Origin of the sequence: Nibribacter koreensis (assembly GCF_039541795.1) — a bacterium.
GTDB lineage: Bacteria > Bacteroidota > Bacteroidia > Cytophagales > Hymenobacteraceae > Nibribacter > Nibribacter koreensis.
Genome location: NZ_BAABGX010000002.1, coordinates 1435391 through 1452630, shown reverse-complemented (window position 1 = coordinate 1452630; position 17240 = coordinate 1435391). Strand labels below are relative to the sequence as shown.

The 17240-nt window shown below is 50.7% G+C and carries 18 protein-coding genes; 14 read left to right on the top strand and 4 right to left on the bottom strand.

Translation table 11 applies throughout. The annotated features are described in order from the left end of the window. Nucleotides 1-74 precede the first annotated feature (74 nt). The 5 genes from ABD880_RS13540 to ABD880_RS13520 all read left to right on the top strand — a co-directional run bounded on the left by ABD880_RS13540 (nt 75) and on the right by ABD880_RS13520 (nt 6697). The gene (locus tag ABD880_RS13540) at nt 75-2792 is read left to right on the top strand and encodes a TonB-dependent receptor plug domain-containing protein (protein ID WP_345167078.1); all 2718 of its coding nucleotides are present in this window, start codon (nt 75-77) and stop codon (nt 2790-2792) included. Between the two features lie 191 nt (nt 2793-2983). Beyond that, complete coding sequence (gene prfA, locus ABD880_RS13535) at nt 2984-4057, top strand: peptide chain release factor 1 (RefSeq protein WP_345167075.1); 1074 nt, start codon at nt 2984-2986, stop codon at nt 4055-4057. Between the two features lie 98 nt (nt 4058-4155). Next, nucleotides 4156-4830, top strand: a complete 675-nt coding sequence (locus ABD880_RS13530) for a hypothetical protein (RefSeq protein ID WP_345167074.1) — start codon at nt 4156-4158, stop codon at nt 4828-4830. A gap of 29 nt (nt 4831-4859) precedes the next feature. Next, the gene (locus ABD880_RS13525) at nt 4860-6263 is read left to right on the top strand and encodes a hypothetical protein (protein WP_345167072.1); all 1404 of its coding nucleotides are present in this window, start codon (nt 4860-4862) and stop codon (nt 6261-6263) included. An 11-nt stretch (nt 6264-6274) separates the two neighbouring features. Continuing rightward, entirely contained in the window at nt 6275-6697 is a 423-nt protein-coding gene (locus ABD880_RS13520) for a secondary thiamine-phosphate synthase enzyme YjbQ (protein ID WP_345167070.1), read from the top strand. Nucleotides 6698-6740: 43 nt separating this feature from the next. On the opposite strand, the gene ABD880_RS13515 is transcribed toward ABD880_RS13520, so the two are convergent. Then, entirely contained in the window at nt 6741-8975 is a 2235-nt protein-coding gene (locus tag ABD880_RS13515) for an ATP-binding protein (protein ID WP_345167068.1), read from the bottom strand. A gap of 186 nt (nt 8976-9161) precedes the next feature. Here ABD880_RS13515 and ABD880_RS13510 point away from each other — a divergent pair, with 186 nt between their 5' ends. Then, nucleotides 9162-9461 carry an antibiotic biosynthesis monooxygenase family protein gene (locus ABD880_RS13510; RefSeq protein ID WP_345167066.1) on the top strand — a complete coding sequence of 100 codons (300 nt, stop codon included), beginning with the start codon at nt 9162-9164 and terminating at the stop codon, nt 9459-9461. A 124-nt stretch (nt 9462-9585) separates the two neighbouring features. On the opposite strand, the gene ABD880_RS13505 is transcribed toward ABD880_RS13510, so the two are convergent. The 3 genes from ABD880_RS13505 to gpmI form a co-directional block, all read right to left on the bottom strand. After that, nucleotides 9586-9897: a hypothetical protein gene (locus ABD880_RS13505; protein ID WP_345167063.1), complete on the bottom strand. Its 312-nt coding sequence runs from the start codon at nt 9895-9897 to the stop codon at nt 9586-9588. A gap of 11 nt (nt 9898-9908) precedes the next feature. After that, entirely contained in the window at nt 9909-10160 is a 252-nt protein-coding gene (locus ABD880_RS13500) for a hypothetical protein (protein ID WP_345167061.1), read from the bottom strand. Between the two features lie 117 nt (nt 10161-10277). Next, on the bottom strand, nt 10278-11813 hold the full coding sequence (gene gpmI / locus ABD880_RS13495) for a 2,3-bisphosphoglycerate-independent phosphoglycerate mutase (RefSeq protein ID WP_345167059.1): 1536 nt from the start codon (nt 11811-11813) through the stop codon (nt 10278-10280). A 149-nt stretch (nt 11814-11962) separates the two neighbouring features. Between gpmI and ABD880_RS13490 the strand changes: the two genes are divergently transcribed. The 8 genes from ABD880_RS13490 (at nt 11963) to ABD880_RS13455 (ending at nt 17191) form a co-directional block, all read left to right on the top strand. Continuing rightward, complete coding sequence (locus ABD880_RS13490; protein ID WP_345167056.1) at nt 11963-12355, top strand: DUF4783 domain-containing protein; 393 nt, start codon at nt 11963-11965, stop codon at nt 12353-12355. Nucleotides 12356-12477: 122 nt separating this feature from the next. Then, the gene (gene nadC, locus ABD880_RS13485) at nt 12478-13335 is read left to right on the top strand and encodes a carboxylating nicotinate-nucleotide diphosphorylase (RefSeq protein ID WP_345167054.1); all 858 of its coding nucleotides are present in this window, start codon (nt 12478-12480) and stop codon (nt 13333-13335) included. Between the two features lie 145 nt (nt 13336-13480). Beyond that, on the top strand, nt 13481-14077 hold the full coding sequence (locus ABD880_RS13480; protein WP_345167051.1) for a hypothetical protein: 597 nt from the start codon (nt 13481-13483) through the stop codon (nt 14075-14077). Nucleotides 14078-14120: 43 nt separating this feature from the next. Beyond that, the gene (locus ABD880_RS13475) at nt 14121-14411 is read left to right on the top strand and encodes a hypothetical protein (RefSeq protein ID WP_345167048.1); all 291 of its coding nucleotides are present in this window, start codon (nt 14121-14123) and stop codon (nt 14409-14411) included. Nucleotides 14412-14499: 88 nt separating this feature from the next. Continuing rightward, complete coding sequence (locus ABD880_RS13470) at nt 14500-14769, top strand: heavy metal-binding domain-containing protein (RefSeq protein ID WP_345167045.1); 270 nt, start codon at nt 14500-14502, stop codon at nt 14767-14769. A 73-nt stretch (nt 14770-14842) separates the two neighbouring features. After that, entirely contained in the window at nt 14843-15577 is a 735-nt protein-coding gene (locus tag ABD880_RS13465; RefSeq protein ID WP_345167043.1) for an SAM-dependent methyltransferase, read from the top strand. 7 nt (nt 15578-15584) lie between these two features. Beyond that, nucleotides 15585-16370: a ZIP family metal transporter gene (locus ABD880_RS13460; RefSeq protein WP_345167040.1), complete on the top strand. Its 786-nt coding sequence runs from the start codon at nt 15585-15587 to the stop codon at nt 16368-16370. A gap of 146 nt (nt 16371-16516) precedes the next feature. After that, entirely contained in the window at nt 16517-17191 is a 675-nt protein-coding gene (locus tag ABD880_RS13455; RefSeq protein WP_345167037.1) for a DUF2939 domain-containing protein, read from the top strand. The last annotated feature ends 49 nt before the right edge of the window (nt 17192-17240 follow it).

The following is a 17240-nucleotide window of genomic DNA, read 5'->3' as shown; positions in this document are numbered from 1 at the left end:
GGGCTTGGCTGAGTGAAAACACATCTTAAATTCGCTATATTTAGGAATCTATCCTACATTCAATCTTATATAAAATGCGTTCCCCTCTCAAGCTTACCGTTTATCCTGCTGTCCTGGCGTTTTTCCTTTTATTGGCAGCCTTCTCCCCCAAAACATGGCAGGCTAATCCTGTACTAGACAAACTCCTCTCGGTGCTAACCTTGTTTCAGAAAAACTACCCGCAAGAGAAAGTATACCTACACCTGGACAAACCCTACTATGCCGCCGGCGATGACATCTGGTTTAAGGCCTATCTGGTAAATGGTACTGACAACACCCCTAGTTTACTGAGCAAGGTCCTGTATGTAGAACTACTCAACCAAGAGGATTCTGTCTACAGCCGCATTGCGGTGAACGTAGAAAACGGCGTTGGGCATGGAGACTTTATGTTACAAGACACCATCTCTGAAGAGCAGTACCGGCTGCGGGCCTATACCAGTTGGATGCAGAATTTTAACGAAGACTACTTCTTTCACCATAACCTGAAAATCTGGAACCCCAGATCCGGAGAGATAGTGGCCACGCCTACTTTCCAGTTTAAAAAACAAGCGCAGGGAGACTCAGTTCTGGCTACTGTCACCTTTAAAAACCAGAAGGGGGCAGCCATTCCATCAGCCGCTTTAACTTACGGTACCCTTGCAGAAGGAAAACAGTCTGCCAAAAGAAAAGCCAACACCAATGCCAAAGGCGAGGCGCAGCTCAGATTTCTATTGCCTTCTGCTGACAAGCCGCAAAACACTCAGTTACTAGTTACACTACAACCTGAAGGCGGTAAGAAAACCACCCAGCACTCTTTTCGCATCCCTGCGCCTAGCCATCAGCTAGATGTGCAGTTCTTGCCAGAGAGCGGGCAGATGGTGACCGGCATGTGGACGGTACTGGGTGTAAAGGCCACCAACGGCGCTGGCCTGGGACAAGACGTCAAGGGTGCTGTGTTTGACCAGACCGGCAAAAAAGCAGCAGATTTCTCTACCCTAAAATTTGGCATGGGTCGTTTTGGCTTTGTACCCCAGCCAGGAATGCAATACCAAGCCAGAGTTAAGAACAGTGATGGGTCAGAGATAGTATACCCCTTACCAGCTGCGCAAGAAAAAGGAGTAGTACTGGCCCTTGACAACACCAAGCCAGACAACGTCAAAGTAAAAATCTACCTGGTAGGTTACCAGGATGGAGACAAACGCCCGCAGTCTTTGAGCATTGTGGGGCAGACAGGCGGCAAAGTCTATTTTACCGGACACGTACCGCAGCCCAAAGACCTGCTCATTGTAGACATACCAAGAGCCAACTTTCCTACGGGCGTGGCTCAACTAACGCTTTTTTCAGAGACTGGAGATCCTTTGGCTGAACGCCTTTTCTTTGTAAACCACCAGCAGTCCTTACAGTTATCCCTCACAACAGATAAGCCTGCTTATGCCCCCAGAGAGAAAGTAACCATGCGTCTGCAAGCGCGTGACCATGCAGGAAAGGCGGTATCGGGTCATTTTTCTATAGCCGTGACAGATGCCCAAAAAGTTGAGCATACGCCTAACGGCTCTTCCATTCTTACGCACTTTCTTCTTACCTCAGATCTGCGCGGCCATATTGAGCAACCTGGCTATTATTTTTCGTCACAAGAGCCACAGGTGGCCCTGGCACTGGACAATCTCCTGCTGACGCAAGGCTTCAGACGATTTGCCTGGAAAGAGATTTTGGCCAATAAACTCCCTTCGCTTGCCTATCCTTTAGAGCAGAGCTTAACCGTTGGGGGAACCGTTTTAAAACCGTCTGGCAAGCCAGAGCCCTTTGCCTTGGTGACGCTTTATGACCTCAGAAACGTGACCAACATGAGCCAGGACACCGCAGATGCCCAAGGCAGGTTCAGGTTTGGGGTCAATGGTTTGATAGACAGCACCTATATTGTGGTAAAGGCCAAGCCTGCTAAAGGCAAAGGCCCCTTAGAAGTGAGACTGGATAAACGCCTGCCAGTGACCCGGGTGAGCGCCCGAGCCCCTTTCAACGCTTTGCCAGAAATGGTGACACCCGCACAGCAGAACTACCTACAAGCCAACCGTGAACAATTACGCCTAGACCAGTTGTCTGGCAAAAGCATCTTGTTAAGCACCGTAGACATCAATGCAAAAAAGGAGGCGCCAGAAACGCCTTTCTACAGCGGTCTTCTTACCAGTCCAGACAAAACAGTAAAAGCTACAGAGCTGACCCAGGGCATAAACCTACTCGAAAATCTAAGAGGACGAGTAGCCGGCCTGATCATCAACAACGGAAACGTAAGCATGCGTGGCGCTGGCCCGCCGTTGTATTTATTGGACGGGATGCCGGTAGACGTGGAGTTTATAAAGGGTGTCTCTATTTTAGACGTGGAGAACATTCATATCATAAAACCAGGACCTTCTGCCGTAATGTACGGCACGCAAGGCGGCAACGGTGTCATTGTGGTTACCTTGAAGAAAGGCGCTTCTGGCAACCGCAGTTCTACTTACAAATACAAGGGCGTGGCCGGTTACCAAGGCATCAGGTACCAAACGGCTAGGGAGTTTTACATGCCTTTATATGACAAACCTCAAAAAGAAGAGCTGCCCGACCTGAGAACCACCCTTTTCTGGAGCCCTTCTGTGCAGACAGATGTTCAAGGCAATGCCTCCTTCAGCTTTTTTGCGGCAGATGCCCAGACCACCTATAGAGCCCTTGTAGAAGGGTTTACAGCCTATGGCCAGCTGGGCCAAGGTTCTGCCAGCATTCAGGTACGGCTTCAGTAAAACCACAAGGGACTTGGTAGGATGGTGAGGCCAGGGCTTGGCCAAGGAAGAAACCCTGCGTCTCAGAATTAAAATCCGGCATCGCACTTTTCCCGTTTTTAGGCTGTTTTCCAGAAAATGGGCTAAAAACGACACTGCCAGTTGCGCAGGAAATTTCGTATCTTTGCCCCCTGAATTAAGTAACGCAGAAGATGTTAGATAAACTGGAAGCGATCAAGGTTCGGTTTGAGGACGTGAGCCAACAACTGATCCAGCCGGACGTGGTTAGTGATATGAAAAAATACAAGTCCCTGAACAAGGAGTTCAAGGACCTGGAAAAGATCGTGGCCGAATACGAGCGCTATAAACTGTTGCTGAGCAACATTGAACATACCAAAGAAGTCATTGCCACCGAGAAGGACGAGGATTTCAGGGAGATGGCCAAAGAGGAACTGGACGAGCTGTTACCACAGCGCAACCAGATGGAAGAGTCTTTGAAAGAGATGCTAATCCCTACTGACCCAGATGACAGCAAGGACATCATCATGGAGATTAGAGCCGGCGCCGGTGGCGATGAGGCCTCTCTGTTTGCTGGTGACCTGTACCGCATGTACAGCCGCTTTGCTGAAAAGCAGGGCTGGAAAATGGAGGTGATTGACGTGATGGAAGGTACTGCCGGTGGCTACAAAGAAGTCATTGTAGGCATCAAAGGCGAAGACGTGTACGGCAAGCTCAAGTTTGAGTCTGGCGTGCACCGCGTACAGCGCGTACCAGCTACGGAGACGGCGGGTCGTATCCACACTTCGGTGGCCTCTGTGGTAGTTTTACCCGAAGTGGAGGAACTGGACATTGACCTGAACATGAATGACATCCGGAAGGACTTGTTCTGTTCTTCGGGACCGGGTGGGCAGTCAGTGAACACCACGTATTCTGCCGTTCGCTTGACCCACTTACCTACTGGTTTGGTGGCCCAGTGCCAGGACCAGAAATCACAGATGAAGAACTTTGACAAGGCCTTGGCTGTGTTGCGTTCCCGTATCTATGAGCAGGAATTGGCCAAGAAAAACGAGATTGAAGGCGCCCAGCGCAAGAGCATGGTGGGCGGTGGCGACCGTTCAGACAAAATCAGAACCTACAACTACCCGCAAGGCCGCGTAAGCGACCACCGCATTGGCTTGACGGTATACAACCTTCCTACTGTAATGGACGGCGGTATTGACGAGTTTGTGGAACAGCTAAGAATAGCTGAGAACGCCGAACGCTTGAAAGAAGGCGCCCAGGCATAAGCATATATAGAATAGAGGAGCGCAACCCAATGGGTTGCGCTTTTTTGTTTGTGGCGTTTTTGGGCTATTTTTCAGGAAACAGGCTAAAAACGGAGAGGATGAAGCCTCAATTTTCTTTATACTTAATGAGCCGAATACAATATCTTCAGATTTCGCTTGGTTTAACTATTACTCTCCTATCTTCTTGTATGAGCAAAAAGCAAGAAATGAACCAGCAGGAAAAGGAGGTAGAGCATGACCGTCTAAACGTAGCGGTACTTGAAGACAGGTTCAAGTTTAAGAATTTGGCAGAGTTCTCAATAGATACCCTTGACTGGGAAGAAAGAAATACCGTTTATCAAAAATTAGACAGTCTTTCTTTCTTCCAAATTCATCAAGATACAAGCCCTAACCGCTTTGCCCAATATGATGACCTGAGTGAGAACTTCTTTCATTCCAAACAATCAGGCTCTCGTGGATTAATAGAATTTACAATTCTATCGCAGAGTGAGGGTGAGTACTGTGACCAGATTGACTACTCCATATTTTCTAAGGAAGGCAGGCTAATCAGCCGTTTCAAGGTGGCGGGGAGTTGTGGAGACGGTGGTTATTATGAGACTGCTTTTGGTAGATTTATCAATGACAGTGCCTATGAATTGCTCTCAGAAGACAACTACAAAAGTGAAGATGCGTTGGGCGTAAATACCATCACGTATAAAAGAACCCTCACTAACATTAAACATGACGGGACAATTGTTCAGTCAGATACAGTACTAAAAGAGAGTATTAAATAAGCAATCTTCAAATTTCCAACCACCTTAAAATGTCCCAGCAAATCACTACATCTCTATGGCAATCCTGGCTTAAAAGCTTAGCGATTGTGGCGTTTGGGGTATGGAGCGTTGTTGCGTGCACTCCTAAGGATGAAGAATTTACCCCAGACGCTAACGCTATGCTTCGGTTTGAGGCGGATACGGTGGTGTTTGACACGGTCTTTACACAGGTAGGCAGTGTGACCAAGCGCCTGAAGGTTCACAACAGCAACCAAAACGCAGTGCGCATCTCAGAGATTAAGGTGGCGGGCATGGGTGCCTCCCCTTTTCAAGTATTTGTGAACGGCAGGCCAGGGCCCTTGCTGGAAAGCGTGGAAGTGCGGGGCGGCGACAGCCTTTTGCTGCTGGTTAAAGCCACCATCAATCCCACCGCAGACAACCAACCGTTTCTGGTGAGAGACTCCATCCAGTTCCTCACCAACGGAAACCAACAGCAGGTCATTCTGGAGGCCTATGGCCAGAACGCGGCCTTCTACAGAAAATACACGGCGGGCTGCGCCGAAACCTGGACGGCCAGCAAGGCGCATGTCATTTATGACTCAGTGACGGTGCCGGCGGGCTGTACCTTAATTATTGAGAAAGGCGCCCAGATTCACCTGCACAAGAACGCCAAGCTCAAAGTGCTGGGCACGCTTCTAGTACGCGGCGAAGAGAAAGAGCGGGTGCGCTTTCAGCAGGTTCGGCAGGAAGAAGACTATAGAAACGCTCCCGGCCAATGGCAGGGACTAGAGTTTGGCCCTACTAGCACGGGCAATAAACTGCAGTACATAGAGATTAAAAACGCGGTCACGGGCATTTTCCTGAAAGCCGAAGGAAACCAAATTCCCTCCATCACGCTGGAACAGACCTTCATTAAAACCATGCTCCAATCAGGGGTCTTGAGCCACGGAGGAAACGTTACCCTTATCAATAGCATCATCACCAATACCGGGGAATATGCACTGGCAGGCTTAGGCGGCGGACAGTATAAAATCTACTTCAGTACGCTGGCCAACTACGCCAATGACTTCGTGCGTTTCTCGCCGTCCTTTGTGTTTAGTGAGGAGTTGGGTACCACCAGAAAGGCGGCGTACCAGGTAGAAGTGGTGAACAGCATTCTCTGGGGAAGGCAGGACGAGGAGCTCCGATTTGGCCCGGCCACGCTAGGTTCTGCCAAGAGCATTAAGCATTCCTTTGTGAAGACGGTGGCCTACGCCGCTGACCTGGCAGGCAACAACAACCAAATCAACGTAGACCCCAAGTTCAGGGATGCGCCCAAGTTTGATTTCCAGATTATCAAACTCTCACCGGCCAACAAAGCGGGCACGCCATTCAATAACATCTTGCTGGACTATGAAGCCAAAGAGCGCGACAAGACCATGCCAGACGTTGGTGCCCTAGAAGTAATAGACTAATCCCCCATTCCATGAAGTGGTTCCAGAAATCCATCAGGCTACCCGCCGTCAAGCGCGGTTTTCATCTCATCACAGATTTACTAGAAGCGCAACTCCCCGAACTGGAGGATTTTGATCTGGGGTTAGCACACGTGTTCATTCAGCATACTTCGGCGGGGTTGTGCATCAATGAGAACGCAGACCCAACCGTGCGCCATGACTTTGAGCAGCACTTTAACAAGATGGTACCGGAGAACGCGCCCTATTATAAACACACCCTAGAAGGTCCTGATGACATGCCGGCTCACATCAAAGCGGCCTTGCTGGGTAATTCTGTCACCGTCCCCATCACCAACGGCCGTCTGGCGCTGGGCACCTGGCAAGGTATTTACCTGTGTGAACACCGTGACCAAGGCGGCAAACGCACAGTGGTAGTCACGCTGCAGGGGCAATAGTCAGCGTTTTTGGCCTGTTTCCCAGAAAACAAGCCAAAAACGGCTAGCGGGTTTCTGGAGTGTAGTTTATTTGGTTGAAATGAACCGTAAAGGTAGTGCCTACTCCTGGCTTGCTGTCTACGGTAATGGTGCCCCCCAGAGCTTTCACCTGCATTTTGGTCAGATACAAGCCTAAGCCTTTAGACTGGTCGGTCTTATGAAACACCTTGTACAAGCCAAACAACTTACCGCCCATTTTTTCAAGGTCCATGCCAATGCCGTTGTCCTGTACAGAAAGGTGGAGGGTGTTCTCTGTACGCCAGCTTTTGATGGTAATGACTGGTGGCCTTTCTGGGGACCGATACTTGAGCGCGTTTGAAATGAAATTATGCAGAATGCTTTGCAGGTAAAGCTTTGGCATGTAAATGGTAGGCACGTCGAGTTGCTGCACCACCTTGGCCTGGGTTTGCTCTAGAATTGCTTCCAGGTTTTGCGTCTCTTTTTGGATTAACTCCTCTAGGTGGACCTCTTCTTGTGGCAGTTGCTGGACCAGGTGCGTCTCTAAGATCACATTTAGGTCGTCCAGGGTTTCTCCTATGTTGTCACTTATGCGCTTAATGCTATCCATGACGTAGGCAGACGTTTCCTCACTGGGCTCCTCTACATAGAATTGGTGCAGGCCCTTGATGTTGGCCAGGGGAGAGCGCAGATTATGCGATATGATATAGGCAAAATCCTCTAACTGGGCATTCTTTATGCGCAACTGCTCTGCGTTTAGCAAAAGCTCCTCGTTCAGATTCTGCAAGGCAACCGCCTGGTTGCGGAGCAGGATGGCCATGAGGTCCTTTAACAGTACCTGGGCTATCTCTACTTCGTTCACACTCCAGGGCTGTGACTTGCCCTTGATTACTTCCACCCACTTTTCAAAGGACTTTCTAGGATGGATATGGAGCCCGTTGCCTAGCATGGGCTTCTCAGGGTTGCCAGCCCAGATGCGGTTCTCGGTGATTTCGGGTTTAAAGAAAAGGAGATATTCTTGGTTGTATCTGGACATCTCCAGGGCCAGCAAGCCACTGGCCTGCTCTTTGAAAGAAGCCGCGGCTGGCCAATCCGTTGACAATTGCCGGGTATGATACACGCCCTCAGAAACATGCTCAGAAAGCCAATGAAAGAGTTCCCGGAGTTCTGCCTCAGGTGGTGTCTGTCCTAAGCGGGTGACCTCACCTTCCAGCATCAAGGCCACTCCCTGGCTTTCTGTGAGGTCTAACAGCGTCAAGGGCTGGGAGAACAAGCCCTCTGCCATGGTCATGCCATTGTTCAGGTATCCAATCAACGTCTGCTCCACCTGCCTGTACTGGTTAAACTGGTGCAAGTCTCGCTTTTCCTGGATAGAGGCAATGGCGTTCCCCAGCGTTTTGCAAACCACGTCACAGAGTTGCCGGCGCCAGATGTCAATGAAAGTAGGCGCCACGTTATGGCAGGCTACCACTCCCCAGAGCTGGTTTTTGACAATGATGGAAAACGAGATGGTAGCCGTAACACCCGTATTCCTGATGTATTCTAAATGGATTTCAGAAGGATTCCTTAACTCTGAGCGTAAAATATTGACGGGAGTACCGGTGTCAGGATTCACGTATGGGTAGATCTCTACCGCCTGGGCGTTCACGTCTGGAATCTGGCGCACATGCTTCTGCCTAAGCAAGTCTCGGGCCGGCGCTGGTATGTCTGTGGCCGGAAAGTGGTGCCTTTCAAAGGAAGGCAGGTGCTCTTCTTTGCTTTCAGCGATGACGTCCGTGTTCCATTCCTGGTCAAACTTGGTGATGTCTACCCGGTCATATCCTAGAATGTCTCTAAGTGTATGCGCTACAGCCAATGCCACCGGCACCAGAGCGTCTAGTTGATTGAGGGTGTTATGCAACTCGCAGAGAATGCGGTTATGGCGCAACTTCTCCCTGTCTGGGTAAGCCACATAGGGTTCACACTCCAGAATAAGCTTGGTGCCAGAAAGATGCAGGTGTGCGGTGAACAGGGTACCCAGTAATGAAAGCAGGCGGGTGCCGGTTTGCTCTGGATTGAAGTCAGGCTGGTCCCCAGAAAGAAGCGTTGACAGGTTTTGGCCCACCACCTCCTCAAAGGCAAGCGGCAGAAAAGAAGAGATGTTCTTGCTGGCCTGCTCCATTTGCAGGGAATCCTTGTCTAGAATAACTAAAAAGCCGTGGGGTTGTATTCGGCCAATCTGGTGGATGGGCTCATTGTCACAGTTGGATAGGTCAACGTGATGGTTGTGATAATTTTGCATGTGTTCACTTACTCCTCTTCTACCGTATCCGTAACAATAGGCTCCCTGCATAACGATACAAGTAAAATTACGTTACACAGCCTAGTATAAATACGTACCCTACTCCAAAAAATCACTCCAACCTATAAAAAGCCTGGTTCTTTCTTTTTGGCAGGACCTGAGCACACTCTTTTTATCTCTGATAGCATGTTTGTTTCCCTAAGCACCTTCACCATTGCCAATGACTCTAACGCCAACGTACATGAGGCGTTTAAAAACAGACCCCATCTAGTAGACGGCGCACCGGGCTTCCAACGTCTGGAAGTGCTTTCTCCGCAGGACAATCCACAAGAGATTTGGCTTTTGACGTACTGGGATAATGAGGAAAGCTTTAAGACTTGGTATAAGAGCCACCAGTACCAAGAATCCCACAAAGGCATTCCCAAAGACACCCAGTTGGTGCCGGGTAGCGTCAAAATCAAATACTTTACGGTAGTAAGCAACTAGCCAAACCATCTCGCTTCTACAAGAATAGCCTCACTTTGCCCATGGCCTGTGCGGTACGTTTGGGTGACAATGTAATCCCTCTGGTTTTTAGAGACGAGCGCATGAGCGGGGCAACTTCCTGCTCTTAGCGTACAATTTGCCCCTGTACGCCATAGCGCTCTGAATTGGAGAACAAGAGCGTCTGGGACTCATCCAAGCTATAGGCTTGCAAGGACGGCATGAGGCCGGGCTGAGCCTTTATAAATAGTTGTTTGTGCGTGGTGAACAGAAAGTTCTTCTGGAGCATGGTTGCCTCAAACTGGACCAAGCGCCCTTGTGCGTCTAAAACATAAGTGGCTTCCTTGACAATAGCGTCTGCGTCTTCTTTGACGGTGTAATGATGTACTTGCTGGCCTTGCGCGTTAGTGGTTTTCTCTATGTCAAAGAGTCCAAGCAAGGCGGGCTTGTTCAAGTCGGCATCGGCGAAGGTGCCCAGTCCAGGTTTTGTAGCTCTTTGGTCTCTTTCACCTGTCCGTCTTCCAGCACCGTCTTACTCACTTTGGCATTGCTTTGGCGTAGTGCCTCTGCCTCCTGGTCTAGAAAGCTTACCAAGTCAAAAGCCTGGCCCGTAGAACGCGCGGCTCTAGGCGTAGGCTGGTCCTGGCAAGAACTTAGAAACAGAGAAAACACAAGACCAAGTAGTAAAGAGGATTTCCTCATAGAGGTAGGAATAAGATAAAGGCTGAAGGCTCCGTGAAACAAGATTTCTGTTTTTGGCCTGTTTTCTGGAAAACAGACCAAAAACAGAAATACGCGTTCCAGTATGGGTAAGATGTCTTATACTAAATGCGGCGTGAGCAAAGACGTGCCCGTCATGTCAGCGGGAGCCTGAAGGCCCATGAGCGCCAAAATGGTGGGGGCAATGTCACCCAGCTTGCCATCCAGCAGTTCGCCTTTGTAGGCTTCGTCGGCCAGGATGAACGGGACCAGATTGGTGGTATGGGCAGTGTTGGGCGTGCCGTCTGGGTTGCGCATGATGTCGGCGTTGCCATGGTCGGCAATGATGATGCTGGCGTAGCCATGGGCTAAGGCGGCGGTCACTACGGCCTGCGCGCACTGGTCAACCGTTTCTACCGCTTTGATGGCCGCTTCAAACACGCCCGTGTGGCCTACCATGTCTGGGTTGGCAAAGTTGAGGCAGATAAAGTCAGCGCTCTCAGCCTTAATTTCCGGCACAATGGCGTCCCTGATATCAAAGGCGCTCATCTCTGGTTGCAGGTCATAAGTGGCCACCTTGGGTGAAGGACACATGAGGCGCTTCTCCCCGTTAAACGGCAACTCACGGCCACCTGAGAAGAAGAAGGTCACGTGCGGGTATTTCTCCGTTTCGGCTATGCGTATCTGGGTTTTGCCGGCATGCTCCAGCACTTCACCTAGGGTATTGGCCAGGTTATCCTTGTCAAAGATGGCCTGCACGCCTACAAAGGTGTCATCATAGTTGGTGAGCGTGTAGTAGCGCAGGGACAAGGGGTACATGTCCTGCTCCGGGAACTCGCGCTGAGTCAGGGCCTGGGTAATCTCACGGCCGCGGTCCGTCCTGAAGTTGAAGCAAATCACCACATCGCCTTCCTTGATTTTGGCCATGGCCTCGCCGTTCTCATTCAGGCACACAATGGGCTGCAGGAACTCATCGGTTACGGCATCGTCATAGGACTCCTGCACGGCTTCGCGCCAATTCACAGAGGCCCTTCCGTTGCCGTGCACCATCAGGTCATAGGCCAGCTTCACGCGCTCCCAGCGGTTGTCGCGGTCCATAGCGTAGTAACGGCCAATGATGGAGGCAATCTTGGCAGTACTTTTATCTAAGTGGTTTTGTAAATCAGTCAAATAGTCCAGGCCGCCTTTAGGGTCAGTATCCCGCCCATCGGTGAAGGCATGAATGAAGACATCAGACAAGCCTTGCTCATGTGCCAGAGAGCAAAGCGCTTTGACGTGGTTGATATGCGAGTGCACGCCGCCGTCAGAGACCAGGCCAATCAGGTGCACTGGCTTGCCGTTCTCACGGGCGTAGGCGAAGGCGTCTTGCAAGACAGGGTTCTGCCCCAGGGTCTTCTCTCTGATAGCTACGTTGATGCGCACCAAATCCTGGTACACCACGCGGCCGGCGCCCAGGTTCATGTGGCCTACTTCAGAGTTTCCCATCTGGCCTTCGGGCAGACCCACGGCCTCACCAGACGCCTCTAAGCGGGCATGCGGAAAACGTTCAAACAAAGAATCTACAAAGGGCGTGTGGGCGTGCGCAATGGCAGACACGGTTGGGTCAGTGCCCAATCCCCATCCGTCCAGAATCATTAAAAGTACCTTCTTGCTCATGGGGTAAAGATACAAGACGTAGTTGAAAAAGCGTGGCTTCCTGCCTGTTTCTATAGATTTCCAGTATCTTTGTAACATCCAAGAATGGTGGGGTTTGGCATAGTTTTGGCTACCTACCTGTAAACTGGAGAATAGAAGCGATGAAAAATATGAAACGAGTACTGGCAATGGTGGTAGTGATGTTGGGGATGTTGGTAGGCGCCGGACAAGTAGCCGCTCAGTCTGACATTGTACCGGGTGTCAAGTCGGCTATCAAGTCAGGCTCTTCCCGTAGCTTGGCCCAATACCTGAACACCAAAGTACAGGTGAGCATTGACGGTGACAACGCCAGCTACAGCCAAAGCCAGGCCGAGATGGTGTTGCGTAACTTTTTCAGCAAAAACGCCCCATTGAGCTTTGATTTTGAGCACCAGGGCGGTTCTGAGGACGGACAGCGCTACGCCATTGGTAAATACGCCCACAAAGGCGGCCGTTATACGGTGCTGGTACGCATGAAGAAGTACGGCGACGCCTACAAGATTGACACCATAGAATTCAAGTAAGAGGCCTGCGCCCTAAGCTATTAGGCGTAAGATTCTTAGATAAATTGAAAATATACCGGCTGTTTACAGCGATAGTTTGAAAAGGCACCGATTGTTCGGTGCCTTTTTTTATTTTTGCACCCGTGAAAGCTCCGTACCTAACAGAAGAAAGCATACAGACGTTTATCCGGCAGGCCCTGCAGGAAGACGTAGCCGATGGGGACCACTCCTCTTTGGCGGCTATCCCAGCGGCTGCCACCAACCAAGCCAAGTTGTTGGTGAAGGACGAAGGCATCTTGGCGGGCGTGGAACTGGCCGTGGCTATTTTCAAGCAAGTAGACCCAACCCTGCGCGTAGAAGTGCTCTTGCAGGACGGCACGCCTATCAAATTTGGTGATGTAGCCTTGACCGTGCATGGCAAAGCCCAATCTATTTTGACGGCTGAGCGCCTGGTCTTGAACTGCATGCAGCGCATGAGCGGCATTGCCACTTACACGCAGAGTATTATCAGACTGATTGAAGGCACTGGTGCCCGTCTGCTGGACACCCGCAAAACCACGCCTAACTTCAGGATGATGGAGAAATGGGCGGTTTTGATTGGCGGGGGCACCAACCACCGGTTTGGGTTGTTTGATATGATCATGCTCAAAGACAACCACGTGGACTACGCCGGCGGCATCAAACCCGCTATTGAAGCCACGCATGCCTACTTAAGGAGACTGGGCAAGGACCTGAAGATAGAGGTAGAGACCAGAAACCTAGACGAAGTTCGCCAGGCACTGGAAGTGGGCGGCATCCATAGAATCATGCTGGACAACTTCCCCGTGGAGAAACTGAAAGAAGCCGTAGAATTGATAGGCGGCCGGTTTGAGGTAGAGGCCTCGGGCGGCATCACGGAGAAGACCATCAGGGCTGTAGCTGAGACCGGCGTGGACTTCATCTCCGTAGGCGCCCTCACGCACTCCAATAGAAGCCTGGACCTGAGTTTGAAAGCGTTTTAGTCAGACACAAGATGTAAGACGCAAGACATAAGATTACAAAGTACATTATTTAAAAGCTGGACAACCGATATAGAGAACATAAGAAAAGTCTTGAATCTTGTGTCTTACATCTTGAGTCCAAATACATAGTAGATTACAAAACATTATGCAGCAACCTAATCAAAGAGGAGGATATAGACAGGCGCAGGTAGGTTCTAATCCATTAGCCATCAGAACAAAGAAGTATCAGCAAGACAAGAATGACTACGCCAAGATGGCCATGGGCCAGGTCTGGAAGAAAGAATGGTGGCGGGCGTTAATTCCCTTGGTGCTGTTCTCATTGCCGGCCGTATTTGCGTTCTCTTGGTGGTGGATAGCGGGCGCCGTCTTGGTCACCATCATATATGTCTTGTTGCGCTCGGCGCAGGTGATGGGCGTAACCCAGATGGAGCAGAGCAACCCCTTGTTCCAGCGCGTGAACTATGAGATTGACCAACGCCAGGTGTTATTGAAATTGAACGAGCGCGAAGGCATGAACATTAGCTGGGACATGATTGAGCGCGCCGCCAACCAGAAAGACGGCTATATGCTGTGGTTAAAGCAACCCAACGCAGACCAGTTGCCGGGTGGTTTTAAAGGATGGCTGGCCCGTACCTTCACCGTTCCTATCTTCTTGCTGTTGCCGCACAAGATTTTCAACAGCCCCAATGATTTAAAGCTGATGGACTCCTTGCTCAAGCGCAAGAACCTTCTGGCAGCCTAAGCGTGTATACCAACAACTAATTAGAATCTAATTACTCTAACCGATGATAAAGAACATCCTTTCCGTATTTGCCGTGGCAGGTGCCCTTGCCCTGGCTTCTTGCAGCAGTGAGCCATCAGACCTGCGTCCAGAGACCAAAGTATCTAATGACACCGTGCCTCCAGGAACGCGCAACAACACCTCTAACATTGACAGCAAAGCCGACGCCGCTGAAGCCCAAGACGAGGTACTGTTGAACCATGATGAGCATGCCACGGACATTGACACCAAGACCCAAGGCACGCCGGCATCTAAGCAGACGACCAAAAAAGACGCCGTAGAGAATCACAACTAAGGTTTATTCACCATCAGAGTATACCCGTTTTTGGCTTGTTTTACAGAAAACAGGCCAAAAACGGGTATTTGCTGTATAACTTATTGGTATGAAAAAGACATTTTTTGCCTGGGTCCTGGCCGTTGCCATGGTCTCCGTAAGCGCCTGCAACACAACCACTACCACAGAAAAGGAAACGTCTGCTGACGTGGCCACTCCTACAGAAGCCAGCACTCCGGCAGACAGCACCGCCACCTCTACCAAACAAATGGCGTATATCTGCCCCATGAACTGCAAGGGAAGCGCCAGCATGGAGCCGGGCAAGTGCCCGGTGTGCAAGATGAACCTGGAAAAGAACCCAGCCTACACTGCGCAGTAGTAATCCTTTCTTGTAGCCACGGCCCCGTCCATGACCCGTCTGCGGCTACAAGCCTTACCCTTTTGCCACACCCATGGAAGTACCCTCAGATTGGTTTAGTACTTGGTTTGACTCACCGTATTACCACATTTTGTACAAGAATCGGGACGCCCACGAGGCTCAGCGGTTCATGGACAATCTCTTGGAACACCTGCACCCCAAACCCACCTGCAAATTGTTGGATTTGGCCTGTGGGCGGGGACGCCATGCCATCTACTTAAACCAGAAAGGGTATGACGTGACGGGCATTGACCTCTCTGAGCAGAGCATTGCCATAGCCCAACAGTCTGAGAATGAGCGCCTGCGCTTCTTTGTGCATGACATGCGCAACATCTTCCGGCCAGACCACTTTGACTTTATCTTTAACCTGTTCACCAGCTTCGGGTATTTTCAGGAGGACTATGAGAACGTGGTAGCCTTGCGGGCCACTACGGCATCCATTAAACCCGGCGGAAAGCTCATCATTGACTTCATGAACACCCAGCGCGTCATTGACCGGCTGGTGCTCCATGAGACCAAAGAGGTGGACGGCATCACGTTTGACATTAACCGCCGCGTGGAGATGGGCTTCATCATCAAGACCATTCAGTTTCAGGACAAGGGGCAGGACTATCATTACCAGGAGCGGGTGCGGGCCTTACGCTATGAGGAGTTCATTGAGTACTTCCAGATGTGCCAGCTGCGCCTAGCCGAGGTCTTTGGAGATTATCATCTGGGCCCCTATGACCCCGTTAAAAGTGAACGCATGATCTTCGTCCTGAAAAAGTAATGACCTCATGGTGTTAGCTGTCTCTATTCTATTCTTTACCGTCATGCTGGCGGGTTGGCTGGTCAAGTTTCTACCGCAGGGCAACCAGCGCTGGCTCAAGATTCTGCTGGCGTTCAGTGGGGCCTATCTGTTTGCGCTCACCATCCTGCACATTCTGCCAGACGTGTTGCTCAGTACCCAGGACCCGCATCGCGTGGGCTTTTACATTCTGGCCGGCTTCTTCCTGCAGTTGATCCTAGAGGTGTTCTCGCATGGCGTGGAGCACGGCCACATTCACGCGCATTCCCATGGGCACGGGCATAGCCATGGCATAGGAGCGGTACCAGTACTTTTGCTGGTCTCCTTGATCATCCACTCGTTCTTAGAAGGCAGTGTGCTTATTCAGTCACGTATGGCCGCCCAGCAGGCGCATTCGCATCTGCACTCGCACGCGGCCGTGGGGGATAATTTCTACCACATTCTGGCAGGGATTGCCTTGCATCATATTCCGGCGGCCATTGCGCTCATGTCCGTGCTGGTAGACAGGTTGCACAGTTTCAAAAAGGCTCTGGGGTATCTGTTCCTGTTTGCCATTGCCTCGCCGCTGGGGCTTTTGTTCAGCAACTACGTGGCCTTGGAGCAACTGCTCACCGGCGAGGTCTTCACCATTCTCTCTGGCCTGGTGGTGGGTAACTTCCTGCACATCTCCACTACCATCCTGTTTGAGAGTAGCCCTGAGCACCGCTTTAACCGGGGTAAGCTCATTGCCACCATTGCCGGAGCCTCTCTGGCCATTGGCGCGGGGCTGTTGTAAATCGTTTTTGGGCTGTTTTCTGGAAAAGAGGCTAAAAACGGAAGTCTGGCGTTCTCAATAAATAGTATCTGGTATTAAAGGCGAAATAGAAATCTGCCTAAAAAAACCGTATACAGCCTTCACGCATTCTTTTAAAGGAACACCCCATGAAAAAGCCCATCGTTTGGATAGTACTTCTCATCTTCTTGGCCGCAGGCGGATATTGGCTCTATGACCGCTATGTGCAAGGGCCTGAGTATTCTTTGTACCAGATCAAAAAGGCCGTAGACGCCCGTGACATGGCCGCCATTGAAAAGTACGTGGACGTAACCAGAACCTCTACCAGCCTCCTGGAACAAACCACCCAGGCGGGCCTGGCCCAGATGTCTGAGACGGACCGCGCCATGGCAGGTCTGTTTATTGGCATGATGATGGCCTCCCAGAAAGACAAGGTATTGCAAACCCTAAGGGCAGAACTGGAACAGTACGTGCGCGAAGGCAAGGCCAGTCAAGGTCCACCCGCCAACATGAATCCCCAGGAATGGGCCCAGATCCAGTCTCTGCTGCCGCTAGAGAAAGTATTACGTGAAAGCCAACTGGAGAACAGCCAGCTAGAGGACATTGCGTACGTCAACCAACAAGACTCGCTGGCAGTAGTAGGATTGTCTTTGCGGGTGCCGTCTCAACCAGAAGCCTTAGTGCTGGAACTACAGATGCTGGACAAAGGTGACCATTGGCAGGTGATAGGTTTGCCCAACGCTGGGGCTTTTCTCAAGCAACTAGGCGTGCTAGAATCGCTTCAGCAAATCAAGATGCCCAAACTTCCCAATCTTAAGTTCTAAATCGTCTCAGTCTTTCTACCAGAATATCCGTACAAATACGGACTTGCTC

Coding starts and splice junctions, on each gene's coding strand:
- ABD880_RS13475 (WP_345167048.1), top strand. CDS start 14,121: ATGATAAAGAACATCCTTTCCGTATTTGCCGTGGCAGGTGCCCTTGCC.
- ABD880_RS13540 (WP_345167078.1), top strand. CDS start 75: ATGCGTTCCCCTCTCAAGCTTACCGTTTATCCTGCTGTCCTGGCGTTT.
- ABD880_RS13490 (WP_345167056.1), top strand. CDS start 11,963: ATGAAACGAGTACTGGCAATGGTGGTAGTGATGTTGGGGATGTTGGTA.
- ABD880_RS13455 (WP_345167037.1), top strand. CDS start 16,517: ATGAAAAAGCCCATCGTTTGGATAGTACTTCTCATCTTCTTGGCCGCA.
- ABD880_RS13510 (WP_345167066.1), top strand. CDS start 9,162: ATGTTTGTTTCCCTAAGCACCTTCACCATTGCCAATGACTCTAACGCC.
- ABD880_RS13530 (WP_345167074.1), top strand. CDS start 4,156: ATGAAGCCTCAATTTTCTTTATACTTAATGAGCCGAATACAATATCTT.
- ABD880_RS13460 (WP_345167040.1), top strand. CDS start 15,585: ATGGTGTTAGCTGTCTCTATTCTATTCTTTACCGTCATGCTGGCGGGT.
- gpmI (WP_345167059.1), bottom strand. CDS start 11,813: ATGAGCAAGAAGGTACTTTTAATGATTCTGGACGGATGGGGATTGGGC.
- ABD880_RS13525 (WP_345167072.1), top strand. CDS start 4,860: ATGTCCCAGCAAATCACTACATCTCTATGGCAATCCTGGCTTAAAAGC.
- ABD880_RS13500 (WP_345167061.1), bottom strand. CDS start 10,160: ATGAGGAAATCCTCTTTACTACTTGGTCTTGTGTTTTCTCTGTTTCTA.
- ABD880_RS13520 (WP_345167070.1), top strand. CDS start 6,275: ATGAAGTGGTTCCAGAAATCCATCAGGCTACCCGCCGTCAAGCGCGGT.
- ABD880_RS13470 (WP_345167045.1), top strand. CDS start 14,500: ATGAAAAAGACATTTTTTGCCTGGGTCCTGGCCGTTGCCATGGTCTCC.
- ABD880_RS13515 (WP_345167068.1), bottom strand. CDS start 8,975: ATGCAAAATTATCACAACCATCACGTTGACCTATCCAACTGTGACAAT.
- ABD880_RS13480 (WP_345167051.1), top strand. CDS start 13,481: ATGCAGCAACCTAATCAAAGAGGAGGATATAGACAGGCGCAGGTAGGT.
- ABD880_RS13465 (WP_345167043.1), top strand. CDS start 14,843: ATGGAAGTACCCTCAGATTGGTTTAGTACTTGGTTTGACTCACCGTAT.
- prfA (WP_345167075.1), top strand. CDS start 2,984: ATGTTAGATAAACTGGAAGCGATCAAGGTTCGGTTTGAGGACGTGAGC.